The organism is Arenibacter latericius DSM 15913 (assembly GCF_000424985.1).
Taxonomy (GTDB): Bacteria; Bacteroidota; Bacteroidia; order Flavobacteriales; family Flavobacteriaceae; genus Arenibacter; species Arenibacter latericius.
Genome location: NZ_AUKX01000002.1, coordinates 79,545 through 101,105, shown reverse-complemented (window position 1 = coordinate 101,105; position 21,561 = coordinate 79,545). Strand labels below are relative to the sequence as shown.

At 37.0% G+C, this 21,561-nt stretch carries 19 protein-coding genes; 8 read left to right on the top strand and 11 right to left on the bottom strand.

Going from position 1 to position 21,561, the window contains the following annotated elements; all coding sequences use genetic code 11:
• Positions 1-4 precede the first annotated feature (4 nt).
• Positions 5-1,792, bottom strand: coding sequence for an excinuclease ABC subunit UvrC (gene uvrC / locus H344_RS0101380; protein WP_026808646.1), 1,788 nt, complete (start codon positions 1,790-1,792; stop codon positions 5-7).
• Between the two features lie 597 nt (positions 1,793-2,389).
• Between uvrC and H344_RS0101375 the strand changes: the two genes are divergently transcribed.
• A complete protein-coding gene (locus H344_RS0101375; protein WP_026808645.1) occupies positions 2,390-2,950 on the top strand; it encodes a 5-formyltetrahydrofolate cyclo-ligase in 561 nt (186 codons plus the stop codon).
• Here the strand turns inward: H344_RS0101375 and H344_RS0101370 are convergent.
• The 4 genes from H344_RS0101370 to H344_RS0101355 form a co-directional block, all read right to left on the bottom strand.
• Positions 2,922-3,572, bottom strand: a complete 651-nt coding sequence (locus H344_RS0101370; protein ID WP_026808644.1) for a lipoprotein signal peptidase — start codon at positions 3,570-3,572, stop codon at positions 2,922-2,924. The genes H344_RS0101375 and H344_RS0101370 overlap by 29 nt on opposite strands.
• Before the next feature lie 167 nt (positions 3,573-3,739).
• Positions 3,740-4,126 carry a TraR/DksA family transcriptional regulator gene (locus H344_RS0101365; RefSeq protein ID WP_026808643.1) on the bottom strand — a complete coding sequence of 129 codons (387 nt, stop codon included), beginning with the start codon at positions 4,124-4,126 and terminating at the stop codon, positions 3,740-3,742.
• 4 nt (positions 4,127-4,130) lie between these two features.
• Positions 4,131-7,532 (bottom strand): isoleucine--tRNA ligase, encoded by a 3,402-nt coding sequence (gene ileS / locus H344_RS0101360; protein WP_026808642.1) that lies wholly within the window; start codon positions 7,530-7,532, stop codon positions 4,131-4,133.
• A 240-nt stretch (positions 7,533-7,772) separates the two neighbouring features.
• Positions 7,773-8,720: a DUF4382 domain-containing protein gene (locus H344_RS0101355; RefSeq protein WP_026808641.1), complete on the bottom strand. Its 948-nt coding sequence runs from the start codon at positions 8,718-8,720 to the stop codon at positions 7,773-7,775.
• Between the two features lie 424 nt (positions 8,721-9,144).
• Here H344_RS0101355 and H344_RS19525 point away from each other — a divergent pair, with 424 nt between their 5' ends.
• Positions 9,145-9,486, top strand: coding sequence for a hypothetical protein (locus tag H344_RS19525; RefSeq protein WP_051254006.1), 342 nt, complete (start codon positions 9,145-9,147; stop codon positions 9,484-9,486).
• Positions 9,487-9,520: 34 nt separating this feature from the next.
• Here the strand turns inward: H344_RS19525 and H344_RS0101340 are convergent, their stop codons facing one another.
• The 4 genes from H344_RS0101340 to H344_RS0101325 form a co-directional block, all read right to left on the bottom strand.
• A complete protein-coding gene (locus H344_RS0101340) occupies positions 9,521-11,947 on the bottom strand; it encodes a TonB-dependent receptor (RefSeq protein WP_026808640.1) in 2,427 nt (808 codons plus the stop codon).
• Complete coding sequence (gene recO, locus H344_RS0101335; protein ID WP_316929551.1) at positions 11,931-12,686, bottom strand: DNA repair protein RecO; 756 nt, start codon at positions 12,684-12,686, stop codon at positions 11,931-11,933. The genes H344_RS0101340 and recO overlap by 17 nt, the downstream gene beginning before the upstream one ends.
• Positions 12,687-12,822: 136 nt before the next feature.
• Positions 12,823-14,172: an NADP-specific glutamate dehydrogenase gene (gene gdhA, locus H344_RS0101330; RefSeq protein WP_026808638.1), complete on the bottom strand. Its 1,350-nt coding sequence runs from the start codon at positions 14,170-14,172 to the stop codon at positions 12,823-12,825.
• 104 nt (positions 14,173-14,276) lie between these two features.
• Positions 14,277-15,434 carry a cystathionine gamma-synthase gene (locus H344_RS0101325; protein ID WP_026808637.1) on the bottom strand — a complete coding sequence of 386 codons (1,158 nt, stop codon included), beginning with the start codon at positions 15,432-15,434 and terminating at the stop codon, positions 14,277-14,279.
• Positions 15,435-15,524: 90 nt separating this feature from the next.
• Between H344_RS0101325 and H344_RS0101320 the strand changes: the two genes are divergently transcribed.
• Entirely contained in the window at positions 15,525-16,268 is a 744-nt protein-coding gene (locus tag H344_RS0101320) for a DUF3298 and DUF4163 domain-containing protein (RefSeq protein ID WP_026808636.1), read from the top strand.
• On the opposite strand, the gene H344_RS0101315 is transcribed toward H344_RS0101320, so the two are convergent.
• Positions 16,265-16,768, bottom strand: a complete 504-nt coding sequence (locus tag H344_RS0101315; protein WP_240484927.1) for a DinB family protein — start codon at positions 16,766-16,768, stop codon at positions 16,265-16,267. The two genes, H344_RS0101320 and H344_RS0101315, sit on opposite strands and share 4 nt — an antisense overlap.
• 74 nt (positions 16,769-16,842) lie before the next feature.
• Here H344_RS0101315 and H344_RS0101310 point away from each other — a divergent pair, with 74 nt between their 5' ends.
• Positions 16,843-17,196 carry an arsenate reductase family protein gene (locus tag H344_RS0101310; RefSeq protein WP_026808634.1) on the top strand — a complete coding sequence of 118 codons (354 nt, stop codon included), beginning with the start codon at positions 16,843-16,845 and terminating at the stop codon, positions 17,194-17,196.
• Positions 17,193-18,086, top strand: a complete 894-nt coding sequence (locus H344_RS0101305) for a DMT family transporter (protein WP_026808633.1) — start codon at positions 17,193-17,195, stop codon at positions 18,084-18,086. The genes H344_RS0101310 and H344_RS0101305 overlap by 4 nt, the downstream gene beginning before the upstream one ends.
• Here H344_RS0101305 and H344_RS0101300 read toward each other — a convergent pair.
• On the bottom strand, positions 18,070-18,546 hold the full coding sequence (locus H344_RS0101300) for an acyl-CoA thioesterase (RefSeq protein ID WP_026808632.1): 477 nt from the start codon (positions 18,544-18,546) through the stop codon (positions 18,070-18,072). The genes H344_RS0101305 and H344_RS0101300 overlap by 17 nt on opposite strands.
• A gap of 140 nt (positions 18,547-18,686) precedes the next feature.
• Between H344_RS0101300 and H344_RS0101295 the strand changes: the two genes are divergently transcribed.
• The 3 genes from H344_RS0101295 to H344_RS0101285 are packed head-to-tail and all read left to right on the top strand — an operon-like array spanning position 18,687 to position 21,156.
• Positions 18,687-19,661: an NAD(P)H-dependent flavin oxidoreductase gene (locus H344_RS0101295; protein WP_026808631.1), complete on the top strand. Its 975-nt coding sequence runs from the start codon at positions 18,687-18,689 to the stop codon at positions 19,659-19,661.
• 9 nt (positions 19,662-19,670) lie between these two features.
• Positions 19,671-20,630, top strand: coding sequence for a YheT family hydrolase (locus H344_RS0101290; protein ID WP_026808630.1), 960 nt, complete (start codon positions 19,671-19,673; stop codon positions 20,628-20,630).
• Positions 20,631-20,676: 46 nt separating this feature from the next.
• Entirely contained in the window at positions 20,677-21,156 is a 480-nt protein-coding gene (locus H344_RS0101285; RefSeq protein WP_026808629.1) for a c-type cytochrome, read from the top strand.
• The last annotated feature ends 405 nt before the right edge of the window (positions 21,157-21,561 follow it).

The following is a 21,561-nucleotide window of genomic DNA, read 5'->3' as shown; positions in this document are numbered from 1 at the left end:
GAGTTTAATGAAAGGATTCATAAATTATTTTCGCCTTAGATTCCCCAATAACTGCTGCCAATTGGTCCAAAGATGCTTCTTTTATCCTTTTAACCGACTTAAATTTCTTTAACAGCTCTTCTTCGGTTTTTTTACCGATACCTTTTATCGATTCTAATTCTGATTTAATAGCGGCTTTACTCCTTTTGTTCCTATGGAAGGTAATTCCGAATCTATGTGCCTCATTCCTAAGATGCTGAATAGTCTTTAGGGATTCGGACTTCTTATCTAAATAAAGCGGAATTGGATCTTCTGGAAAAAATATTTCTTCTAACCTTTTGGCAATTCCCACGATAGCTATTTTCCCCCTAAGACCTAATGCATCTAGACTTTTTAGGGCAGAGGAAAGTTGACCTTTCCCTCCATCTATTATTATGAGTTGCGGTAGGGACTGCTCTTCTTCCATTAGTCGCTTATATCGCCTATAGACCACCTCCTCCATAGAGGCAAAATCATCTGGCCCTGTAACAGTTTTAATATTATAGTGCCTGTATTCCTTTTTAGACGGTTTACCATCTCTGAAAACCACACAAGCTGCTACTGGATGAGTACCTTGAATATTAGAGTTATCGAAACACTCTATATGCCTGGGCTCTTGCGAAAGCCTTAAATCGGTCTTCATTTGCGCCATCAATCGTTTAACATGTCTATCTGGATCAATTATTTTTATTTGTTTAAAACGCTCTTGTCTAAAAAACTTAGCGTTTCGCTCAGACAGCTCCAATATTTTCTTCTTGTCTCCCAATTTAGGTACAACAATTTTCAAATGATCCTCTAACTCTACCTTATAAGGAAGATACACCTCTCTAGACTGCGAATTAAAACGATTCCTAATCTCTACCACAGCCAACTGCAATAGCTCTTCATCTGTTTCATCCAATTTCTTCTTAATCTCCATGGTATGAGACCTTATGATTGATCCATGGGAAAGTTGAAGAAAATTAACGTAAGCATATGCCTCATCAGAGACAATACTAAAAACGTCTACATTATTGATATTAGGATTTACAATGGTAGATTTTACCTGATAATTCTCTAACACCTCTATTTTCTCTTTTATCTTCTGAGCTTCCTCAAACCTCATCTCCTCAGCTAATTGCTTCATCTGATTCTTAAAATAATGGAGTGACGATTTAAAATTCCCTTTTACAATCTCCCTGATATCCGCTATCTGCCGCCTATAATCCTCTTCTGTTTGCAAACCTTCACAAGGCCCTTTACAATTCCCTAAGTGATATTCTAAACACACCTTATACCTATCAGCTGCTATTTTCTCGGGAGAGAGATCATAATTACAGGTACGCAAGGGGTATACGCTTTTTATAAGATCTAATAAGGTATGGACCGTTTTCATACTAGTATAGGGACCAAAATATTCCGACCCATCTTTAATTAACCTTCTGGTAGAAAATACTCTTGGAAACCTTTCATTTTTAATACAAATCCAAGGATAGGTTTTATCGTCCTTTAATAGAACGTTGTATCGAGGCCTATATTTTTTAATTAAGTTGTTCTCTAAAAGCAAGGCATCAGATTCGGTAGGCACCACTATATGCCGAATGGTCTTTATTTTTTTTACTAGCACTCGCGTTTTACCGTACTCGTGGTTTTTATTAAAATAAGAACTCACCCTTTTTTTAAGGTTTTTTGCTTTCCCTACATAGAGAATCTTCTCTTCGGCATCATAAAATTGATATACTCCCGGATTATCCGGCAACGATTTCAACTGAACTTCAAGTGGAATATGAGGCATTATTTTTAAGGTTTCTCCTTTCTTAATTATAAACGAAAATTACTGCGATTTTCTTAGAGCACATAGAATTTACAGATTTTTAATGACCTATAAAATTCATTTGTCGTATTGAAATAACAAACATAACCATCCTTTAGAATGAGTAAAAACAACCTTACTTTACTCTTTATATTCCAAAAAAAATCGCTAAAATGATAAATCTATCGGCAAAACACCTAAAATCAACTGAAAACAACTTCTAATATTGAAAAAATCACTATATTGCTTATTTACAGCAGTTTACCCCTCTTAAATTGTTTAAAACACCTAAAGCATAATGTACTTAATTCAGAATCAAATGTTAAAAAAGGTGCATTTCATCGATTAAATTGTGCTCTTTATGGATAAACCTAACTCTTTTTTCCTATATTTGACTAATCTTAAGCCAATTAGAAAATGGACAGCTACATTATCACCTTAGTAACCTACTTGTTTTTAATGGGTGTTTTAAAGTTATATTATAATTTAAGAGTCTCCTCAAAAGATTAGTTCTCTCAATTATAAAATACAGACTACTTCCCCTTAAAAATTTAGATAGCCTATTCACAATTTTATATTATGCTGAAGAAGGATTTGCGATTACAATATAACGAGCGTCGTAAAAATCTTAGTAATCAGCAACTTGATGCATTTAGCTTAGCTATAGCTAATCAGCTCCTAAAAGCTCCTATTTGGGAGTATTCTTATTACCATTTATTCCTTTCCATATCAGAAAAAAAAGAAGTAGACACCAGCATGGTGCTATCTATATTGCAAGGAAAGGATAAAAATGTTGTACTTCCGAAAATGGTAGATGATAAAAATCTTATCAATTATCTACTTACCGACAATACTATAATAAAGAAAAATCATTGGAACATTCCCGAGCCTGTTGATGGAATTGAGGTGCCACCAAAAAAATTGGATGTAGTATTCATGCCTTTACTAGCTTTTGACCTAAAAGGCAATAGAGTAGGCTATGGAAAAGGATTTTACGACACCTTATTACAGGAGTGTAGACCTGACGTTATTAAAATTGGTTTATCCTTCTTTGCTGCCGAGACTTTAATTTCCGATAGCGAGCCACACGACGTGCCTATGGATTATTGTGTTACTCCTGATCGGATTTATTCGTTTTAGCATCATTAGATGGTTCTCCGAAGGCCTTTTTATTAAAGACGATTAAAATCCCCACTCCAGTGCTTATAGCCATATCAGCTATATTAAACACTGGCTCAAAAAAACGAAAGGTATTTCCTCCTACCATAGGCACCCATTCTGGCCATACAGTATCAATCATTGGAAAATAAAGCATATCTACTACCTTCCCATGAAAAATGCTCCCATAAGGCTCTGCTGCAAACATGGTAGCCACTTGAGAATAACTATCATTAAAAACCACTCCATAGAAGACAGAATCTATAATATTTCCCAAAGCTCCAGCAAATATGAGAGATACTGCTACAATTAACGTTTTAGAAGCATGTTTTTTTATATTATCCCACAACCAATAACCGATACCAACAATTGCAAACAGCCTAAAAATAGTTAGAATAAGTTTTCCTGCCTCATCTGAAATTGGAAGTATATCACTTAACTTGGTACCCCATGCTGCGCCTTCATTCTCAATAAATAATATCTTGAACCAGTTAAAGACATCTACTGACTCCCCTAGAACAAAATTCGTTTTGATATATATTTTACTTATCTGATCAATTAAAAGGATCAGAATGACAATGAAAAGTGATTTTTTTAAACTCATTACTTAAAAAATAGATGCGGCAAAAATAGACATATTTTCCGGTTTTTCTTATGGAGATAATTTCTGCTGCAGAGATAAGGAATAATTTTGCAGTACAGGCAAAACAATTATAAAGAAAGTAGTACTATTGATATAAAAAAACGCCCTTTCAGGCGTTTTTTTCTTAATTACTTTGTTTGCATATTCTTTGCCTCGATACTCAGGGTTGCATGCGGGACTAACTTTAGTCGCTCCTTATTTATTAATTTCCCTGTAACACGACACACTCCGTAGGTTTTATTTTCAATTCGCAATAATGCGTTCTTTAAATCCCTAATAAATTTCTCCTGTCTAATCGCCAATTGAGTATTAGCCTCTTTACTCATAGTCTCCGAGCCTTCCTCAAACGCTTTAAATGTAGGAGAGGTATCATCTGTACCATTATTCCCATCATTCATATACGAGCTTTTAAGTAGCTCTAGGTGACTTTTTGCTTTCTCAATTTTCTCTTCAATTAGAGCTTTAAATTCACTTAATTCTTTATCAGAATACCTAACTTTTAAATCTTCGGCCATAATTTTAATGTTTTACAATAAACAATCTGGTATTAACGTCATCAAAAGCTACCTCAATACCATTATCCAACTTCTCCTCAAAATTTAGTTCTGCAGCTAGCGTCTCCGTTTTAATATAGTTTATATTACTTTCTACCGCCTCTTGCACAAAACCGTTTTTCAATATACTGATATTAATTTTATCAGTTACCTCAAAACCAGATTCTTTTCTCAGGTTTTGTATCCTATTGACTAGTTCCCTAGCAATACCTTCTTTTCTTAAGTCCTCATTGATAGACACATCCAATGCAACTGTTATAGCGCCCGAACTTGCTACCAACCAACCCTCTATATCTTGTGAGGTAATTTCCACATCACCAAGCCGTAAAGTAATGCTTTTATTATCAATATTTAGTAAAATTTCGCCCTCTTGCTCAATTTTCAAGATGTCCTCCTGGTCTAGTTTAGCTACTTCAGCAGCAATTAGCTTCATATCCTTCCCATATTTAGGACCTAAGGTCTTAAAATTGGGTTTTATTTTCTTCACTAAAACTCCAGAAGCATCATCTAACAACTCAATTTCCTTAACATTAACCTCAGATTTTATCAAATCTGCCACCGCTTCTATTTCCGTCCTTTGCTTTTGGTCTAATACAGGAATCATTATCTTCTGTAACGGCTGACGTACCTTTATTTTCTCTTTCTGCCTAATAGACAACACTAAAGAGGAAATAATTTGTGCCTTTGCCATTTTACTCTCCAATTCCTTATTCACCATCTCTGGGTTATACTTTGGAAACTCAGCCAAATGTACACTTTCAAACGGTTCTTTTCTTGTGGTATTCGTTAAGTCTTTGTAAAGTTGATCCATATAGAATGGCGCCACTGGTGCAGACAATTTTGCAATAGTTTCCAAACAAGTATAAAGCGTTTGGTATGCAGAAATCTTATCTTGCTGATAATCTCCCTTCCAGAAACGTCTTCTACTTAAGCGAACATACCAGTTACTTAGGTTTTCCTGCACGTATTCAGATATAGCCCTTGTAGCTCTTGTAGGCTCATAATCGCCATAAGCCTCATCCACGGTTTTTATCAATGAATGCAATTCGGACAAAATCCACTGGTCAATCTCAGGCCTATCCTTTAATGAAATATCAGCCTCAGCATATTCAAATTTATCTATATTGGTATACAGAGCAAAGAAAGAGTACGTATTGTACAAGGTACCGAAAAACTTACGCTTAACTTCCGCAATCCCATCGACATCAAACTTTAAATTGTCCCATGGATTTGCATTGGAAATCATATACCAACGAGTGGCATCTGGACCAAATTCTTCCATAGTCTTAAAAGGATCCACAGCATTACCAAGTCGCTTAGACATTTTCTTCCCTTCTTTATCTAACACCAATCCGTTAGAAACTACATTTTTGTAGGCAACAGAATCGAACACCATAGTAGCTATAGCATGTAACGTATAGAACCATCCTCTTGTCTGATCTACTCCCTCTGCAATAAAATCGGCAGGGAAAGTTTTTCCCCCATCTATTAAATCTTTATTCTCAAAGGGGTAGTGCCATTGGGCATAAGGCATAGAGCCACTATCGAACCACACATCGATAAGATCAGCCTCTCGTTTCATAGGTTTCCCAGAAGGTGAAACCAAGGTTATCTGGTCTACAATATTCTTATGTAAATCTATTTTCTCATAGTTATCATCGGACATATCTCCGACTACAAAATCCTTAAAGATATCTTCTTCTAAAACTCCTGCTTCTACCGCTTTCTTCATCTCCTCCTTAAGCTCGGCCACCGAACCAACCATCAACTGCTCACTACCATCTTCTGTTCGCCATATAGGCAGGGGAATTCCCCAATAACGGGAACGAGAAAGGTTCCAATCGTTGGCATTAGCCAACCAATTTCCAAACCTTCCTTCTCCGGTAGCCTTAGGCTTCCAGTTAATAGTCTGATTTAGATTGAACATTCTTCCCTTAACTTCCGTAATCTTTATAAACCAAGAATCTAATGGGTAATATAGTATAGGCTTATCTGTACGCCAGCAGTTAGGGTAGCTATGCACGTACTTCTCTACTTTAAAAGCTCTATTGTCTTCTTTTAGTTTAATGGCTATTTCAACGTCTACCGACCTTTCTGGAGCTTCACCATCCTCATAATATTCATTTTTCACATACTTCCCGGCCAACTCCTGTAGTTCTGGTCTAAATTTCCCTTGTAGATCTACGAGAGGTACTGGATTATTATTCTCATCCAAGACCAACATTGGCGGTATTTCTGGAACTGCTTGCTTGGCAACCAAGGCATCGTCTGCTCCAAAGGTAGGTGCCGTATGCACTATTCCAGTACCATCCTCAGTGGTAACAAAATCCCCAGAGATTATCCTAAATGCATTTTCTGGATTCTGATAGGGCTGTGCATAGTCTAACAACTGCTCATATCTTATCCCCACTAAATCGGCCCCTTTAGCCTCTCCCACCACTTGGTAAGGAATTTTCTTGTCTTTTGAAGTGTAGTTCGCAAAATCCTCTTCGCTTTCTGCAGCAAAATATTTACCACTAAATTGTTTAGCTAACAAAGGCTTAGCAACAACAACTACAATAGGCTCAAAGGTGTATTGATTAAAAGTTTTTACAGCAACATAGTCAATTTTCGGACCAACAGTCAGTGCCGTATTAGAAGGTAAAGTCCAAGGCGTGGTTGTCCATGCTAAAAAGAAGATTTCACTATCCAACCCGTCAAAAACACCATTTAAGGTTTCTTTTATCACCTTAAACTGGGCTACCACCGTAGTATCCGTTACATCTTGATACGTCCCAGGCTGATTGAGCTCGTGCGAACTTAATCCGGTTCCCGCCTTAGGAGAATAAGGTTGAATGGTATATCCTTTATAAATAAGACCTTTGTCATAGATCTGTTTAAGTAACCACCATACAGACTCCATATACTTGGATTTATAGGTAACATAAGGATCTTCCATATCTACCCAGTATCCCACTTTTTCGGTCATGGAATTCCAAACATCCGTATAGCGCATTACCGCTTTTTTACAAGCTGCATTATAATCCTCAACAGAGATTTTATTACCTATATCTTCCTTGGTGATCCCTAATTCCTTTTCCACACCTAATTCTATAGGCAAACCGTGGGTATCCCAACCAGCTTTACGCTTTACTTGGAAACCTTTCATAGTTTTATACCTTGGAAATATATCCTTTATGGTACGTGCCATAACGTGGTGTATCCCTGGCAAACCATTTGCAGATGGGGGTCCTTCATAAAAGACAAAACTTTCTTTGCCCTCTCTAGAAGTAATACTCTTTTCAAAAATAGTATTCTCCTTCCAGAAGTTTAAAACCTCCTCTGCGACTTTCGGTAAATCTAATCCCTTATATTCTGCAAACTTCATAATAACAGCTTCTATTGCTTCAATTTAAGTTTGCAAAATTACTAAATCTGAACAAATTACTACCCATCTTACCCCCGGTAAAAAAATCTTTTATCAATTGATCCGCTATTCTATCTCGTATTTAATTGCAAAAGCTATATGTTTCATTATTTAATTTATACCACTAGTAAAATAAGGAAACAAAAAAGAGGTCGCCTTTAGGGCAACCTCTTTAAAACAATTAATGGATAGTGATAAGTATTACATAGACCCTGTTACTGTAACGTTGGCACTAATTTTTATTAAAGAGTCAACATTAATAGCTCCAAGATTTATTCCTGTAGCCGACTCTACTTCCAATAAGGAATTAAAGCGCAGTTCATTTTCTTGATTTTCTTTATACGAAGCAAAGATTAATTCGTATTCTCCTTTCTTTAAAAAATCTAAGCTATAAGATCTACCTATACCTTTTACCTCAGCACTAGTTACTGCATTTGCAAAAGTAACTTCGCTTTCACCCTTGCCTTGGGTTTCCACTTCGGCATTAAAACTTCCTTTCTTATAGGCGTATACAATAATCTTATCAGACGTATTCTTAGAATCGTTTACCGTTCCAGATATTTTTCCTGTAAGATCTGCATTTACAGTTCTTATACCCGCTGATAACTCAGCCATAGTCACAAAATTGAAGTCGCTAGAGAAGGTGCTTTTTTCTTCCTTGATTGTTTTTCTAAGGTCAAAATCAATAACCACTACATTTCTAGATTGGGCAAGCACCTCAAAAGTATCGGTAATATTAATTTTATTAGAAGAAGCTACTAGCTTATCCTTTTCCCCGTTTGCCTTTTCCACATAGCATCCAGGAGCATTACCATTTACATCTTTTTCAAAATCTAATTCGAATACAATGTTAGAATAGGACCTTGCCTGTAAGTCCATATTCCCCAAAACTTTTGTTTTACCATCTACCAAGGCTGCCAAATTTACTGTAGTAGCGCTAAAACCTTCCAAAGGTTTTCCATCTACCGAAACATTAGCAATGGTCACAAAAACTGCCTTTACATCGGCGTTATCTATGGGGGCATCTGTAACTTCAAAAGTAGTGTTATAGGATTCGCCCTCCATAGATGAATCGTCACTTTTATCACATGATATCATGGCTGTCATAGCTATCAATATCAATCCTGCATTCTTAAAATAATTTTTCATAATCTTCAGAATAAATTAGTTTGCGTATTTGTCTATAAAACACCACAACCCTAATTTACCCTACCGCACAAATGTTAAAACTGAGGAAATCGCATTTAATTCACTAAAAAACAGCATTATAAATTTTTAATTTTATACCACATTTTTCTACTACCGATACTAAGCTTTAATGAAAAAGCATATATAAGGCCTCTCATACCAACTAATAAAGCACTAAACTCACGGATTCAATTCCCCTTCTAATTATTTTATTCGTTAAGTATTTTTATATTAACATTATAGCGTGCTATATATGAGACAAATAGATTCATTTTCTTGCTTTTCGTCTTTAATATTAGGCACCCAAACCAACTTCATATAATCCATAGTAATAGTTTTTACGTACATTAAACAACAAACAATTAAAACACAAAAACCAAAAATCATGAAAAGAATTGTACTGAGTTTTATTTTAATGGCAGCCTTAGGTGTTTCATTTACCTCTTGTAGAGAGACTCAAGAGAAAGCAAAATCTGCCACAGAAGAAACCAACAAAGCACTAAAAGAAGCTAAAGGCGATTTAGAAGAAGCCGGCAATGATGTTATTAATGCAGCTGAAGAATTAGGCGAAGAAATTAAAGAAGCTGGAGAAGAAGCAATGGACAAAGCCGATAAAACTGCGAAAAGCATTGAGGAAGCAGCAAAAGAAGTTGGCGAAGACACTAAAAACACAGCTAACAAAGTGGCCGACAAAGCCAAGGAAATAAAAGAAGATATCGAAGATTAAACTCTAGATTGTTAATCACAAGACGTTTTAATTCTTAAAACGTATAACCTGCGCCCAGTATCAGATTAATTCCAGGGGCTACAATTCCTGATGAATAAGAGCGGTATCGCTGATCCGTTATATTCTCTAAGTGTAGCAATACTTTTAAAGATGGGGTAATCTGATACTGTGAGCGAAGGTTTAAAGTATACCAAGACGGAGAGTAAGAATTACCATTAGCGTCTTGAGCATAGATATAATTTTTCTTCTTTTCAGAAATGGCCATATTCTCATGAGAAATTTCACCATTGTAATTTACAAATAGATCGGTCTTTAATTTATAATTTTTCCAAACCATATGGAAATCTCCAAAAACAGGGGCTACATGCCTTCCTGGGGAATGCGATCCATCATCCTCTTCTTCCTCTCCCTTAGTTACTGTTAGGTTGGAGGCCATAGACAGGTTTTCTGTTAAATACACGTCGGCACCAAACTCAAATCCATAGACATAAGCCATAGCAGCATTCTGCACAGCTTGAACCCTACTCATTTCCCCGTTATATTCAATTTCACTTTTGCCATTAAATTGGTAATCGCGACGCACCAATGCATCAACTAAATAGGTATAAAATGCAGCTCCCTTAAAAGTTGTTCGCCCTTTAAAATTCTTTTGAATCCCCATTTCAATATTATAGGCATATTCTGGCTCTAGATCCGCATTAGGCACCACTACAGCCCCAGGCTCGGAATCAAATATTTTACCTATATCATCTATATTAGGGGCTCTAAATCCTGTAGACCCATTAAGGGTAAGCTGTAAATCTGTTCTAGGAAACCAGCTAAAACCAACACTCCCCGTTAAGGCTCCGGTACTTAAATCTGCATTTTGAAAAGGAAAGCTATAAAAGGTATTATCAAAACCAGCCTCTATCCAAACGTGACTATACCGTAGGCCCGAAGAAAGGGTTAAGTTAGGCTTCGCTTTTAGCTCTCCACTTACATAAGCAGCTAAAGTCTGCCAACTAGATCCATTAGGGTACCTGGAAGCAGATGGCATAATGCTATTCTCCAAAAGATTAAACTTACTCCCTTCGGAACCAATTTTATTATAGACATACTCGCTCCCATAATATAGCCGAAGGCTGCCCATTCTTTTGTTTTCAAAATCTACGTTTACACTAAGAGCATCTACATTCTCTTGGGTGGTATAGCGATATACATCCTGAAATTTACGGTCATTCCTACTCTCCTTAAAATTTTGATATGCTGCAGTTATCTTTAAACCATCATAGAACTTACGAATGCCATTTTGATAGAATTGAAGATTCCCCATAAACCACTTCTGTGGCCCGTAATACCATTCCGCAGCGCGTAGCCCCATTCCATCTTTGGAAGGTCTAATGAGTCGGTCATACCTTGCAAAATCTGAAGTTTCAGAATAAAACAATCCTAAATCAATATTCCAGTTATTATTAGGCTTATAGGCAACTTTTTGCATTAGATTCAATTGATTATAACCAGTAGGACGCTGCACCTTAGAATTTTTGTTTTGTTGTATAATATCCTCTCCGTTATTAGCAACTACATATTTATCCCTTAGGTATGATTTTGGTCCGTAAGACCCCATTCTAAGATCATCGAAACTATTATAGGTTAGACTAGATAAAAAGGCCCATTTTTTCTTACCTAGATTAAAATCAACATGAAGGCTATTCTCCTTATTTGCCGAGGCGTATCTATAGTTTCCATTCCCTGAAACATACAGACTGTCCTTTCCAGAAAATTGTGGCTTTTTAGTATAAAAATTCATTACTCCTCCAATAGCATCTGAACCGTAAATTACGGATCCAGGACCAAAAATAACTTCGGTACTCCTTACTATAAAAGGGTCTAAAGAGATTATATTTTGGATATTCCCACTCCTAAATATAGCGTTGTTCATTCGCACTCCATCTATAGAAATCAGCAGTCTATTTGTTGCAAATCCACGTATCATTGGACTCCCTCCCCCCAACTGACTTTTCTGAACAAACACCTTTCCGCTATTATTAAGCAAATCTGCAGAAGTTTGCGGTGTTGTAAAAGCAATACTTGGAGCATTAATAACCGCTATTTTTTGAGGAATATCTTTCCGTTGTTGCTCCCATTTAGAAATAGACATAATCACCTCATCCAATTGCTCAGCGTTATGGGTCATATAAAGCTTTCCTTTTCTTACTACATTTTCCTTTGTAGCTCTTACTAGCTGATACCCAATATGTCTAAAAGTAATCCGTTCGTTATCATCAAACTGAGAAAGATCACATACCCCATCAAAATCGGATAAGGCAGTTTTCGATTTATCAAGATTGTAAACAATTACATTAGCCAGAGGCTGGTGATCCTCCTCATCTAATACAATAACTTCTTGACCCCTAGCTCCATAAAAAAGCAAAAGAATTACTATGAAAATGGTCTTTTGCATATCAACTAAAAACTTCATTTAACACTGCCAACGATTTTGGTTTCCTAAACCCCTGTAACTGTAGTTCATAAAAGAGAACTAGGTTATTTAGTAGGTTTTTTCGGTCATTTTTACCAATTCTAACTCCCTCAATGGCATCAAAACTTATGCCTAAAATGCTTTTAAAATAAAATAGTTCCCTTCCTTCTAGGAAAGAGTTAAGAGTAGGTTCTTTTACAAACTCCCCTTCTAAAAGATCAAAATATGGGAAATCTTTATTTTTCTCCTCAGGATAAAAACCTAAAAACCTACTTAGGGTCAAAAGAAATAGTAGATGAAAATTGGCATAATTATCGTGAGCATCTAACCATTGTAGTGAGGCCTCTATAAATTGAAAAAGTTCTTTATTAGGTTCTTCTTCATGAATACTATTTGCAATCATCTCAGCTAAGAAGAAGGTGATTGCATTTTTTGCAATATGGGTATGAAGGCTTTGGCAGTGGTAACTTACCCTTACCTCTTTTAGGTGCTCCAAGGCGCCTTTATCTTTATGCACCGCAACAATTTCTAACTGTGCTAAGGGCTGAAAATAGGCAGCTTTCATTTTTCCCTTTTTAGCAGCGAGAATACCTTTTAACATATAAGACCTTATCCCACTAGATAGGGTATACATCTTAACAATTAAGCTAGTCTCCCCATATTTTATAGCCCTAAGAACAATTGCCTTTGTAGTAACCTGCATGGTCTCTTTATTTTCTGGAACCAATAGTCCTCCCAAATAAACTTATTATTTCCTGCACTGCGGACATTACAAACACATTATAGCTGTTGATGAACGCATAAAAAAGGACCGGAAATGCTCTAATTCGCCGTTCCGGTCCCTATTTGTATTGACCCTTTTTGATTTTTAAGTGCTATATCACCCCTTGAGCATTCATTGCATCGGCAACCTTCATAAATCCAGCAATATTAGCTCCTTTTACATAGTTACAATATCCGTCCTCTTCACGTCCATATTCTAAACAAGCAGCGTGAATATCACTCATAATTACTTGTAATCTTCTGTCTACTTCTTCACGAGTCCAACTTAATCGCAATGAGTTTTGTGACATTTCTAATCCAGAAGTTGATACCCCCCCAGCGTTAGCTGCTTTACCAGGTCCGAACAAGATTTTAGCCTCTAGAAAACGATCTACAGCCTCTGGAGTAGATGGCATATTAGCGCCTTCCGCTACACAGATACAACCATTTTTCAAAAGAATCTTAGCATCTTCCTCATTAAGCTCATTTTGAGTAGCACATGGCAAGGCAATATCACATTTTACTTTCCAAGGTGTTTCCCCTTCCTTATAAACTGCTGATGGATATTGCTCTACATATTCCGAGATTCTTCCTCTTTTATTGTTTTTCAAATCCATCACAAAGGCAAGCTTCTCGGTATCTATACCATCTTTGTCATAAATATATCCACCAGAATCTGAAAGGGTAAGTACTTTACCTCCCAATTCCAATGCTTTTTCCGCAGCGTATTGCGCAACGTTCCCAGATCCAGAGATAACAAAGGTTTTTCCTTTAATTTTCTCGTCTCCTTCATTTAGCATACTTTGAACAAAATATACTGTCCCATAACCAGTAGACTCTGGTCTAATTTTAGACCCTCCATAAGAAAGACCTTTCCCAGTCATCACCCCGGTAAATTCGTTTCTTATTTTCTTATACATTCCAAATAAGTAGCCTACTTCTCTAGCCCCTACTCCTATATCCCCTGCTGGCACATCGGTATCTGGACCTATATGTCTGCAAAGTTCCGTCATAAAAGATTGACAGAAGCGCATAACTTCTCCGTCGGACTTTCCTTTGGGGTCAAAATCTGCACCCCCTTTACCACCTCCTAAAGGAAGAGTAGTTAAACTATTTTTGAATACCTGCTCAAATGCAAGGAATTTTAAAACACTCGCGTTTACAGTTGGATGAAACCTTAACCCCCCTTTATAAGGTCCTAAGGCAGAGTTCATTTGCACTCTGTACCCTCTATTTACATTTATCTCTCCCTTATCATCTACCCACGGCACCCTAAAATAAATTAAGCGCTCCGGCTCTACTATTCTTAGAAGCAGGTTTTTTCCACCATAACCTTCGTTTCCAGGCTGGAAAATAAAAGGTATAATGGTTTCTGCTACTTCTTGAACTGCCTGAATGAACTCTGGTTGATGACCGTTACGGGCCTTTACCTCGTCCATGAATGCTTTAATTCTTTCTTCCATAAAAAATATTGTCAGTTTATTATTCTTAAGTTAATATTGATTTTGATGACAAAAATATGGCTTTTATGCTATTTCTCAATCAATTTTATTGATTTTCGTAGAAATCATTGCTGAATCGCCTGCTCTAAATCTTCAATTAAATCGTCCACATCCTCTATTCCTACACTAAGTCTTATCAATGAATCTACTACCCCACTTTTTTCTCGTTCTTCCTTAGGGATACTAGCATGGGTCATGCTCGCAGGGTGTCCCGCCAAACTCTCAACTCCACCCAAAGATTCTGCCAAAGTAAAGACCTTTAACTTCTCCACAATTTTTATCGCAGTAGCATAGTCGGCCCCTTTAGGAACAAATGAGATCATCCCACCAAAATCCTTCATCTGAGCTTTTGCTAATTGATGATTGGGATGGTCTTTTAACCCTGGCCAGTACACTTTCTCTATTTCCGGGTGGGTATACAAGTACTCTGCTACTGCCCTTCCATTTTCACAATGTCTTTGCATCCGCACGTGCAGGGTCTTTATCCCTCTTAACACTAGAAAGCTATCCATGGGCCCACAAACTGCCCCGCTAGCATTTTGTATAAAATAAAGCTTATCTGCCAATTCCTTGTCCTTCACTACCAACGCCCCCAGCACCACGTCACTATGACCTCCTAAGTATTTTGTAGCGGAATGCATTACTATATCGGCCCCTAGATCTAAGGGCAACTGTAAATAAGGTGTAGCAAAAGTATTGTCTACAGCAAGCATAATATCATTCTTATTTGCCAATGCAGCAACACCCCTAATATCTATAATATTCATCATTGGGTTAGTAGGCGTCTCTACCCAGATTAGTTTTGTCTGTTTATTTATATGCGCTTCAATAGCACCCACATCTTGCATCCCTACAAAATGAAATACAATACCATATTGCTCAAATATCCGTTTAAATATACGGTAACTACCTCCGTAAAGGTCATTAGTAGAAATTACCTCATCCCCCGGTTTCAATAGTTTCATAACTGCATCTATAGCAGCGAGGCCACTACCAAATGCAAGTCCATAACTTCCATTTTCTATACTAGCTAAAGCATTCTCCAAAGCCGTTCTAGTAGGGTTAGCACTTCTAGAATATTCATAACCCTTATGCCCCCCTGGTGTGGTCTGTGCATAGGTAGAAGTCTGATAAATTGGCGGCATTACAGCTCCATAGGCTTTATCTGGAAACTGCCCTCCATGTATGGTTTTACTATTAAATCTTAGGTTATTTTTGCTCATAGCGAAATATTATATATACAAATGTACCTTTATCTTTCCGAGATTACAATCTTGTTGTAGCTTTGCAGCTTTCTAAAACTGCATTCTAATATGAAAAATATATTCTTTTGTATCTTGGTTTTGAGTTTGGTATGGAGCTGTAAAGATGAGGAGCGACTTGCATTTGAGCCTCAGGAATTCACTTCAGATAACTGTGATGGTTGTCCCGAAGTTTATATTAGCATCCCTAAAGCGCTACAAAAGGACACCTTGAGCACCACCATAAATACGGCTCTTAGAGAAGAAGTTATTTCCATGCTGATTTATGACGATGAAATAGAGGCAACCACTATAGAGGAGGCCATTTTATCTTTCAATAATGGCTATTTAGAACTAAAAGAACTATATCCTGACGAACCAGTAGGATGGGAAGCCACAATAGAAGGAGAGATCACTTATGAGGATGAAAACGTCCTAACAATACAACTAAACTCTTATTCCTTTACTGGAGGGGCTCATGGATTTTCTTCCACCAGATTTTTAAATTTTGATAAAAAGAAGGCCATAGAGTTGGAGAATGAAGATTTATTCAAGGACCTTCAAGAGTTTACAGATTTTGCAGAAAAACAATTTAGACAACTAGAAGACATTCCAGAAAACAAAAATATCAACTACACTGGTTTTATGTTTGAAGGCGATCAGTTTTACCTCCCCTACAACATAGGATATACCCAGGAAGGTCTTAAATTAATCTACGAACAGTATGAGGTATCCTCTTATGCAGATGGCCCCATTACTCTTGTATTACCTTATCAAAAGATAAAAACATATTTAAAGCAGAAGCTGGATTCCTAAGTCAGTCTTACTGCCTTTTGAAGGGATAGGATGGTTCCTAGGTGAATTCCCTCGTGGAATACATTGAATAAAATAGCATCTTCCACCCTTTTCAGTGTTACATTAGCACTTGTAGTATATTCTTGGTAGTTGGTAAATATTCCGTTCTCATAATCTTCTTGCGCCCATTCTACGGTAGCATGCAATAACTCCGTAATTTCTATAATCTCTTCCTCTGAAGCCGTACCATCTGGCACTGTTCCCTTTTGAAACTTTTCTACTAAGGCGGAATCTACCCTCATGGGCTGTCTTCCTAGTTTATAGATCAATAATTGTTGAGTCACCACTACATGAGCAATATTCCACCATATATTATTACGGTACCCATTAGGAATCTTCAACAACAAATCCCTTGGAGTATCCTTTAAGAATTTATAAAGTATCTTTCTATTCTGTAAACTAATGTTAAATGCGTTTTCTAAAGCTTCCATTTTACGATCGTATCTATTTACAATTGCCACTAAAAATAGTACATTTCAATGAAAATAGGTTTCTTTGTACGTCTAATTTTTATTAATAATAAGGATACCAAAAAATGAAAAAGATCTACCACCTCAGCACTTGTGATACTTGTAAACGGATATTAAAAGAATTGGAACCTGGAAAAGAATTTGAACTACAGGATATAAAAACCGATGCCATCACCCCTGACCAATTATCACAAATGGCTCAACTGGCGGGGAGCTATGAAAGCTTGTTTAGTAAGCGTGCGCGACTCTATAAGGAGCGTAATTTAAAGGAGCAAACCCTTTCGGAGACTGACTACAAAGATTTAATCTTAGAACATTACACCTTTTTAAAACGTCCCGTAATTATAATAGACGATAATATTTTTGTAGGGAATAGCAAATCTGAAGTTGCTGCTGCCAAGGAGAAAATAAATTCGTGAGTAAACGGAACCTCGCAATATTAGCCGCTTTTGGCGCTGCCACCATATATGGTATTAACCACACTATTGCTAAAGGGGCAATGCCTCATTATGTACCCCCTTATGGATTTATTTTCCTACGGCTTATTGGAGCCACCTTATTGTTTTGGGGTATTTCGTTCTTTGGCCCCAAGGAAAGGTTAAAAAAGAAAGATTGGGGAAGGGTATTGGTATGCGCCGTGCTTGGTATGGGCATAAATATGCTTACTTTTTTTAAGGGGTTGTCACTATCTACCCCAATCAATAGCGCTATTCTAATTACAATTACCCCAATCTTAGTGGTACTACTTTCCGCTCTAATAATTAAAGAAAAAATTTCCTTACAAAGGGGAGCTGGAGTGTTTATTGGCTTAATAGGCGCTTTAGGTCTTATTCTATTTGGCACCGAAATTAGAAGTGATGCCAGTAATATCCCTTTAGGCAATGCCCTTTTTATAGTAAATGCCACCACCTATGGCTTGTATCTTATTCTTGTAAAAAAATTACTAAAAAAGTATCATCCATTTACCTTGATGAAATGGTTGTTCTCCATTGGATTCCTTATCACCCTCCCCATCACATATCCCGAATTCTTACTAATTAAATGGCAAGAGTTACCTATAGATATTCTTGGAGCAATAGCCTTTGTTATCATAGGAACAACCTTTTTAACCTATTTATTCAATGTATTTGCACTTACCCAATTAAAAGCTTCTACCGTTGGCGTTTTTATGTACCTACAACCATTAATAGGGATTATATTCGCAATAGTCATGGGAAAAGATCACCTTACCATTGTTAAGATAGTTGCCATTATATTTGTATTGATGGGAGTATATTTAGCAAGTAGAAAAACTACTTCAAATCTTTAGGGCGTACCGCAAATTTTCGGGTATCTTCCCTAGTAAGGGCTTTAAACCCATCTCCTTTAGGAACCTTATTAAACATCTCTAAAAACTCTTCACCTAATCCGGTAAGACTCCTAGTTGTTAAATCTATCCACGCTCCCATAACCTGACAATGGGCAAAATTCCTCCCCTTTGAATCATAAAAGTTATGGTGGAATTCAAAAAACATTCCGTCTTCACTTAGTCCCATTAATTCTAGGGAAACTTTTACCGGCTTTCCTAAGAAGGCTTCTTTAAAATAATAGACATGCTCGTGGAATACAACGGGCCCAATATTATGTGAGGCCATGGTCTGCTGGTTAAAACCCAATTCCAATAAAAAAGCCATTCTCGTATGACTCATAAAGTTTAAATAGGCAGAATTGGCCATATGACCGTTTGCATCCACATCACTCCAACGAATTTCGAAATCTTTTATATACATCCTTATTATATTTAGTACATTTGAATATGCTATGCATGCATAATATTTATCAAAAGTAGTCAGATTTTGGAGAATATCCCTTTTAAACCTATAAATCTCATATATTGGCAATAATTCCTCATCGTAAAACATAAATCCAAATGAGCAACAAAGCAACTTTTATAAAAGATCTATCCTTACCAGCGGTAGCGGCCCCCATGTTTTTAATATCGGGTCCTCAACTAGTTATTGAATGTTGTAAAAATGGAATTGTAGGGACTTTCCCTGCGCTTAACCAACGTACGACAGCAGGTTTTGAAGAATGGGTGATAGCGATTAAATCAGCACTAAATGCCTTTGAGGAGGAGACGGGAAAGAAAGCAGCCCCTTTTGGTGTTAACCTTATTGTACATCCTACAAATCCTAGACTAGAGGCCGATTTAAAAATATGCATTAAACATCAAGTCCCTTTAATCATTACTTCTTTGGGAGCTGTTTCTCAGGTAGTCGATGCTGTTCATAGTTACGGAGGTTTGGTGTTTCACGATATTATTAAGAAGCGACATGCAGAGAAAGCGGCAGAAGCAGGGGTAGATGGATTGATTCTAGTATCTGCAGGAGCTGGCGGACATGCCGGAACTATTAATCCAATTCCCCTTGTAGCAGAAATAAAAAAATTCTTTAACAAGACCATTTTGCTCTCGGGTTGCCTAAGCAATGGAAGAGATATTGCCACCGCCCTTCAAATGGGGGCAGACTTAGCATATATGGGAACACGATTTATAAATACCAAGGAAAGTAAAGCCACTGAGGAGTATAGAAAAATGATTATCGATGCAGGTACAGATGACGTGGTGTATACTGCAGCTATTTCTGGGGTACATGCCAATTTCCTAGGAGCCAGTTTAAAAGCTGCAGGAATCACTGAAGCGGATCTTAAAAAAGACACTAAAATAGATTTTGGAAAAGAGTTAAACACCGAAGCTAAAGCTTGGAAAACCATCTGGTCTGCTGGGCAAGGGGTAACTAGTATAGACAATGTGCCCTCCGTTTCCGAACTGATAGGAACTTTAAAATCAGAATTTAAAACAGCTATTGAGGAACAAATAAAACTTTTAGAAATCTATCCAAAATAAGATTGATCCATGCCCATAATATCCTCTCTTTATAACCCCCCACTTCCCTTTAAAAATGGTCATTTCTCTACCATTTATTCTGGAATAATAAGAAAGGTAAAGGGACCCGTTCAAAAAAGGGAACGTATATTTCTCCCAGATGGGGATTTTATGGATTTAGATTGGAGTTATGCAAATAAGTCAAGCAGCAAGGTCGCCATATTATTACATGGGCTAGAAGGAAATGCACAGCGCCCCTATATCACAGGAGCCGCGAACTATCTTAATGCAAGCGGGATAGATGTTTGCGCTGTAAATTTTAGGGGTTGTAGCGGGACAGCAAATTTATTGTTTAAATCTTACCATTCCGGAGCAACGGAAGACTTAGATAGTGTAGTAAACCATATTCTACAAAAGGATAAATACAATCAGATATTCATAAAAGGGTTTAGTCTTGGAGGCAATTTGGCTTTGAAATATTTAGGCGAAGACCGCGAGATACCCAAAGAAATAAAAGGTGCTGTCGCCATTTCTGTACCCTGCCACCTTCACAGCTCTTTAGAGCAATTATTAAAGTCAAAAAATCGTTTATACGCTAATCGGTTTAAAAAACGACTGGTAGAAAAATTACAAGAGAAGAAGTTGCTTTTCCCAGAAAAGATCAGTGACCATGATATTGCCCAAATTAAAACCTTAAAAGACTTTGATGATTTATATACTAGTAGGGCACATGGTTTTAAAAATGCCTTAGATTATTACGAGCAATGCAGTTCTTTACAGTTTTTAAAGGCTATAAACCTACCCACCTTAATCATTAACGCAAAAAACGATTCTTTTTTAGGAACGGCATGCTTCCCCTATAAAGAAGCTCAGGAAACCGATAATCTGTATTTTGAATCTCCAAATTACGGGGGACATGTAGGGTTTTATGATCGTAACAATATTACCTATACTGAAAAAAGAACACTAAATTTTATCGAAGCGCTATAATAAAAAAATCTATTTCATATCTTAGTGGATTAATTAAAAAAAAAAGATGAAAAAACTATTAATCCCTTTTGCCATAGTGGGATTGTTAATGAGCTGTGGTGAAAAGAAAGAAGAGAAGAAGTCTGGGTTTGAAATGAACCGCACAAAGAAGGAAGTTAAAGCAACTACCAAAAGTGAAGGCGTACCTGTAGACTTAGACAACAAAGGTGTTGGTCCTATAAAGTCTGTAACTTTTGCGGATGAAATAGACACCGAAATGGCTGCAAAAGGTGAAAAAACATTTAACACTTTATGTGTAGCTTGCCATATGGTAGATCAAAGAATGATAGGCCCAGCAATTAAAGGGGTATATGAAAGAAGAAGTCCAGAATGGGTAATGAATATGATTATGAATCCTGATGGAATGCTTAAAGAGGATCCTATTGCTAAGGCATTACTAAAAGAATACAACAATGCCATTATGCTAAATCAGAATTTATCTGAAGAAGACGCAAGAGCAGTGGCTGAATTTTTCAGAACTTTATAAGACTGATAATTTCCTATAAAATTAAATCGCTGATTGGTTGCCTAAGCTTCCCGTCAGCGATTTTTTCGTTTCTAAACTAGACTGCTCAAAGAAGGTAATTACTGCAAACTATCCTTTACCCATTATATTTTGTACGCTCAATCTTATGGTGCTGTAGATTTGAAGATTTGATTAACCCCCGTGATAAATCACAGGCGCCTTCTCTAATGATTTTTTTCGACAACGAGGTCGAAAAACCTTGGACGAAACTCCGCGTCGCTACGTTCCTTCGTTCCTGATTTCGGTCCCGAGGCATCGGGATTGTCCAGCGCGCCAGCTGTCCCCTTGCTGCAAATGCAAATCGTTACACTTACATCGCGGTCCTCTGCGGATAAGAAGTTTCGCTTCGCCAATGAAGTAGTTTTA

Bases quoted from the DNA above. Each gene is read 5' to 3' on its own strand.
- uvrC (WP_026808646.1), bottom strand. From the start codon at position 1,792: ATGCCTCATATTCCACTTGAAGTTCAGTTGAAATCGTTGCCGGATAAT.
- H344_RS0101375 (WP_026808645.1), top strand. From the start codon at position 2,390: ATGCTGAAGAAGGATTTGCGATTACAATATAACGAGCGTCGTAAAAAT.
- H344_RS0101370 (WP_026808644.1), bottom strand. From the start codon at position 3,572: ATGAGTTTAAAAAAATCACTTTTCATTGTCATTCTGATCCTTTTAATT.
- H344_RS0101365 (WP_026808643.1), bottom strand. From the start codon at position 4,126: ATGGCCGAAGATTTAAAAGTTAGGTATTCTGATAAAGAATTAAGTGAA.
- ileS (WP_026808642.1), bottom strand. From the start codon at position 7,532: ATGAAGTTTGCAGAATATAAGGGATTAGATTTACCGAAAGTCGCAGAG.
- H344_RS0101355 (WP_026808641.1), bottom strand. From the start codon at position 8,720: ATGAAAAATTATTTTAAGAATGCAGGATTGATATTGATAGCTATGACA.
- H344_RS19525 (WP_051254006.1), top strand. From the start codon at position 9,145: ATGAAAAGAATTGTACTGAGTTTTATTTTAATGGCAGCCTTAGGTGTT.
- H344_RS0101340 (WP_026808640.1), bottom strand. From the start codon at position 11,947: ATGAAGTTTTTAGTTGATATGCAAAAGACCATTTTCATAGTAATTCTT.
- gdhA (WP_026808638.1), bottom strand. From the start codon at position 14,172: ATGGAAGAAAGAATTAAAGCATTCATGGACGAGGTAAAGGCCCGTAAC.
- H344_RS0101325 (WP_026808637.1), bottom strand. From the start codon at position 15,434: ATGAGCAAAAATAACCTAAGATTTAATAGTAAAACCATACATGGAGGG.
- H344_RS0101320 (WP_026808636.1), top strand. From the start codon at position 15,525: ATGAAAAATATATTCTTTTGTATCTTGGTTTTGAGTTTGGTATGGAGC.
- H344_RS0101310 (WP_026808634.1), top strand. From the start codon at position 16,843: ATGAAAAAGATCTACCACCTCAGCACTTGTGATACTTGTAAACGGATA.
- H344_RS0101300 (WP_026808632.1), bottom strand. From the start codon at position 18,546: ATGTATATAAAAGATTTCGAAATTCGTTGGAGTGATGTGGATGCAAAC.
- H344_RS0101295 (WP_026808631.1), top strand. From the start codon at position 18,687: ATGAGCAACAAAGCAACTTTTATAAAAGATCTATCCTTACCAGCGGTA.
- H344_RS0101290 (WP_026808630.1), top strand. From the start codon at position 19,671: ATGCCCATAATATCCTCTCTTTATAACCCCCCACTTCCCTTTAAAAAT.
- H344_RS0101285 (WP_026808629.1), top strand. From the start codon at position 20,677: ATGAAAAAACTATTAATCCCTTTTGCCATAGTGGGATTGTTAATGAGC.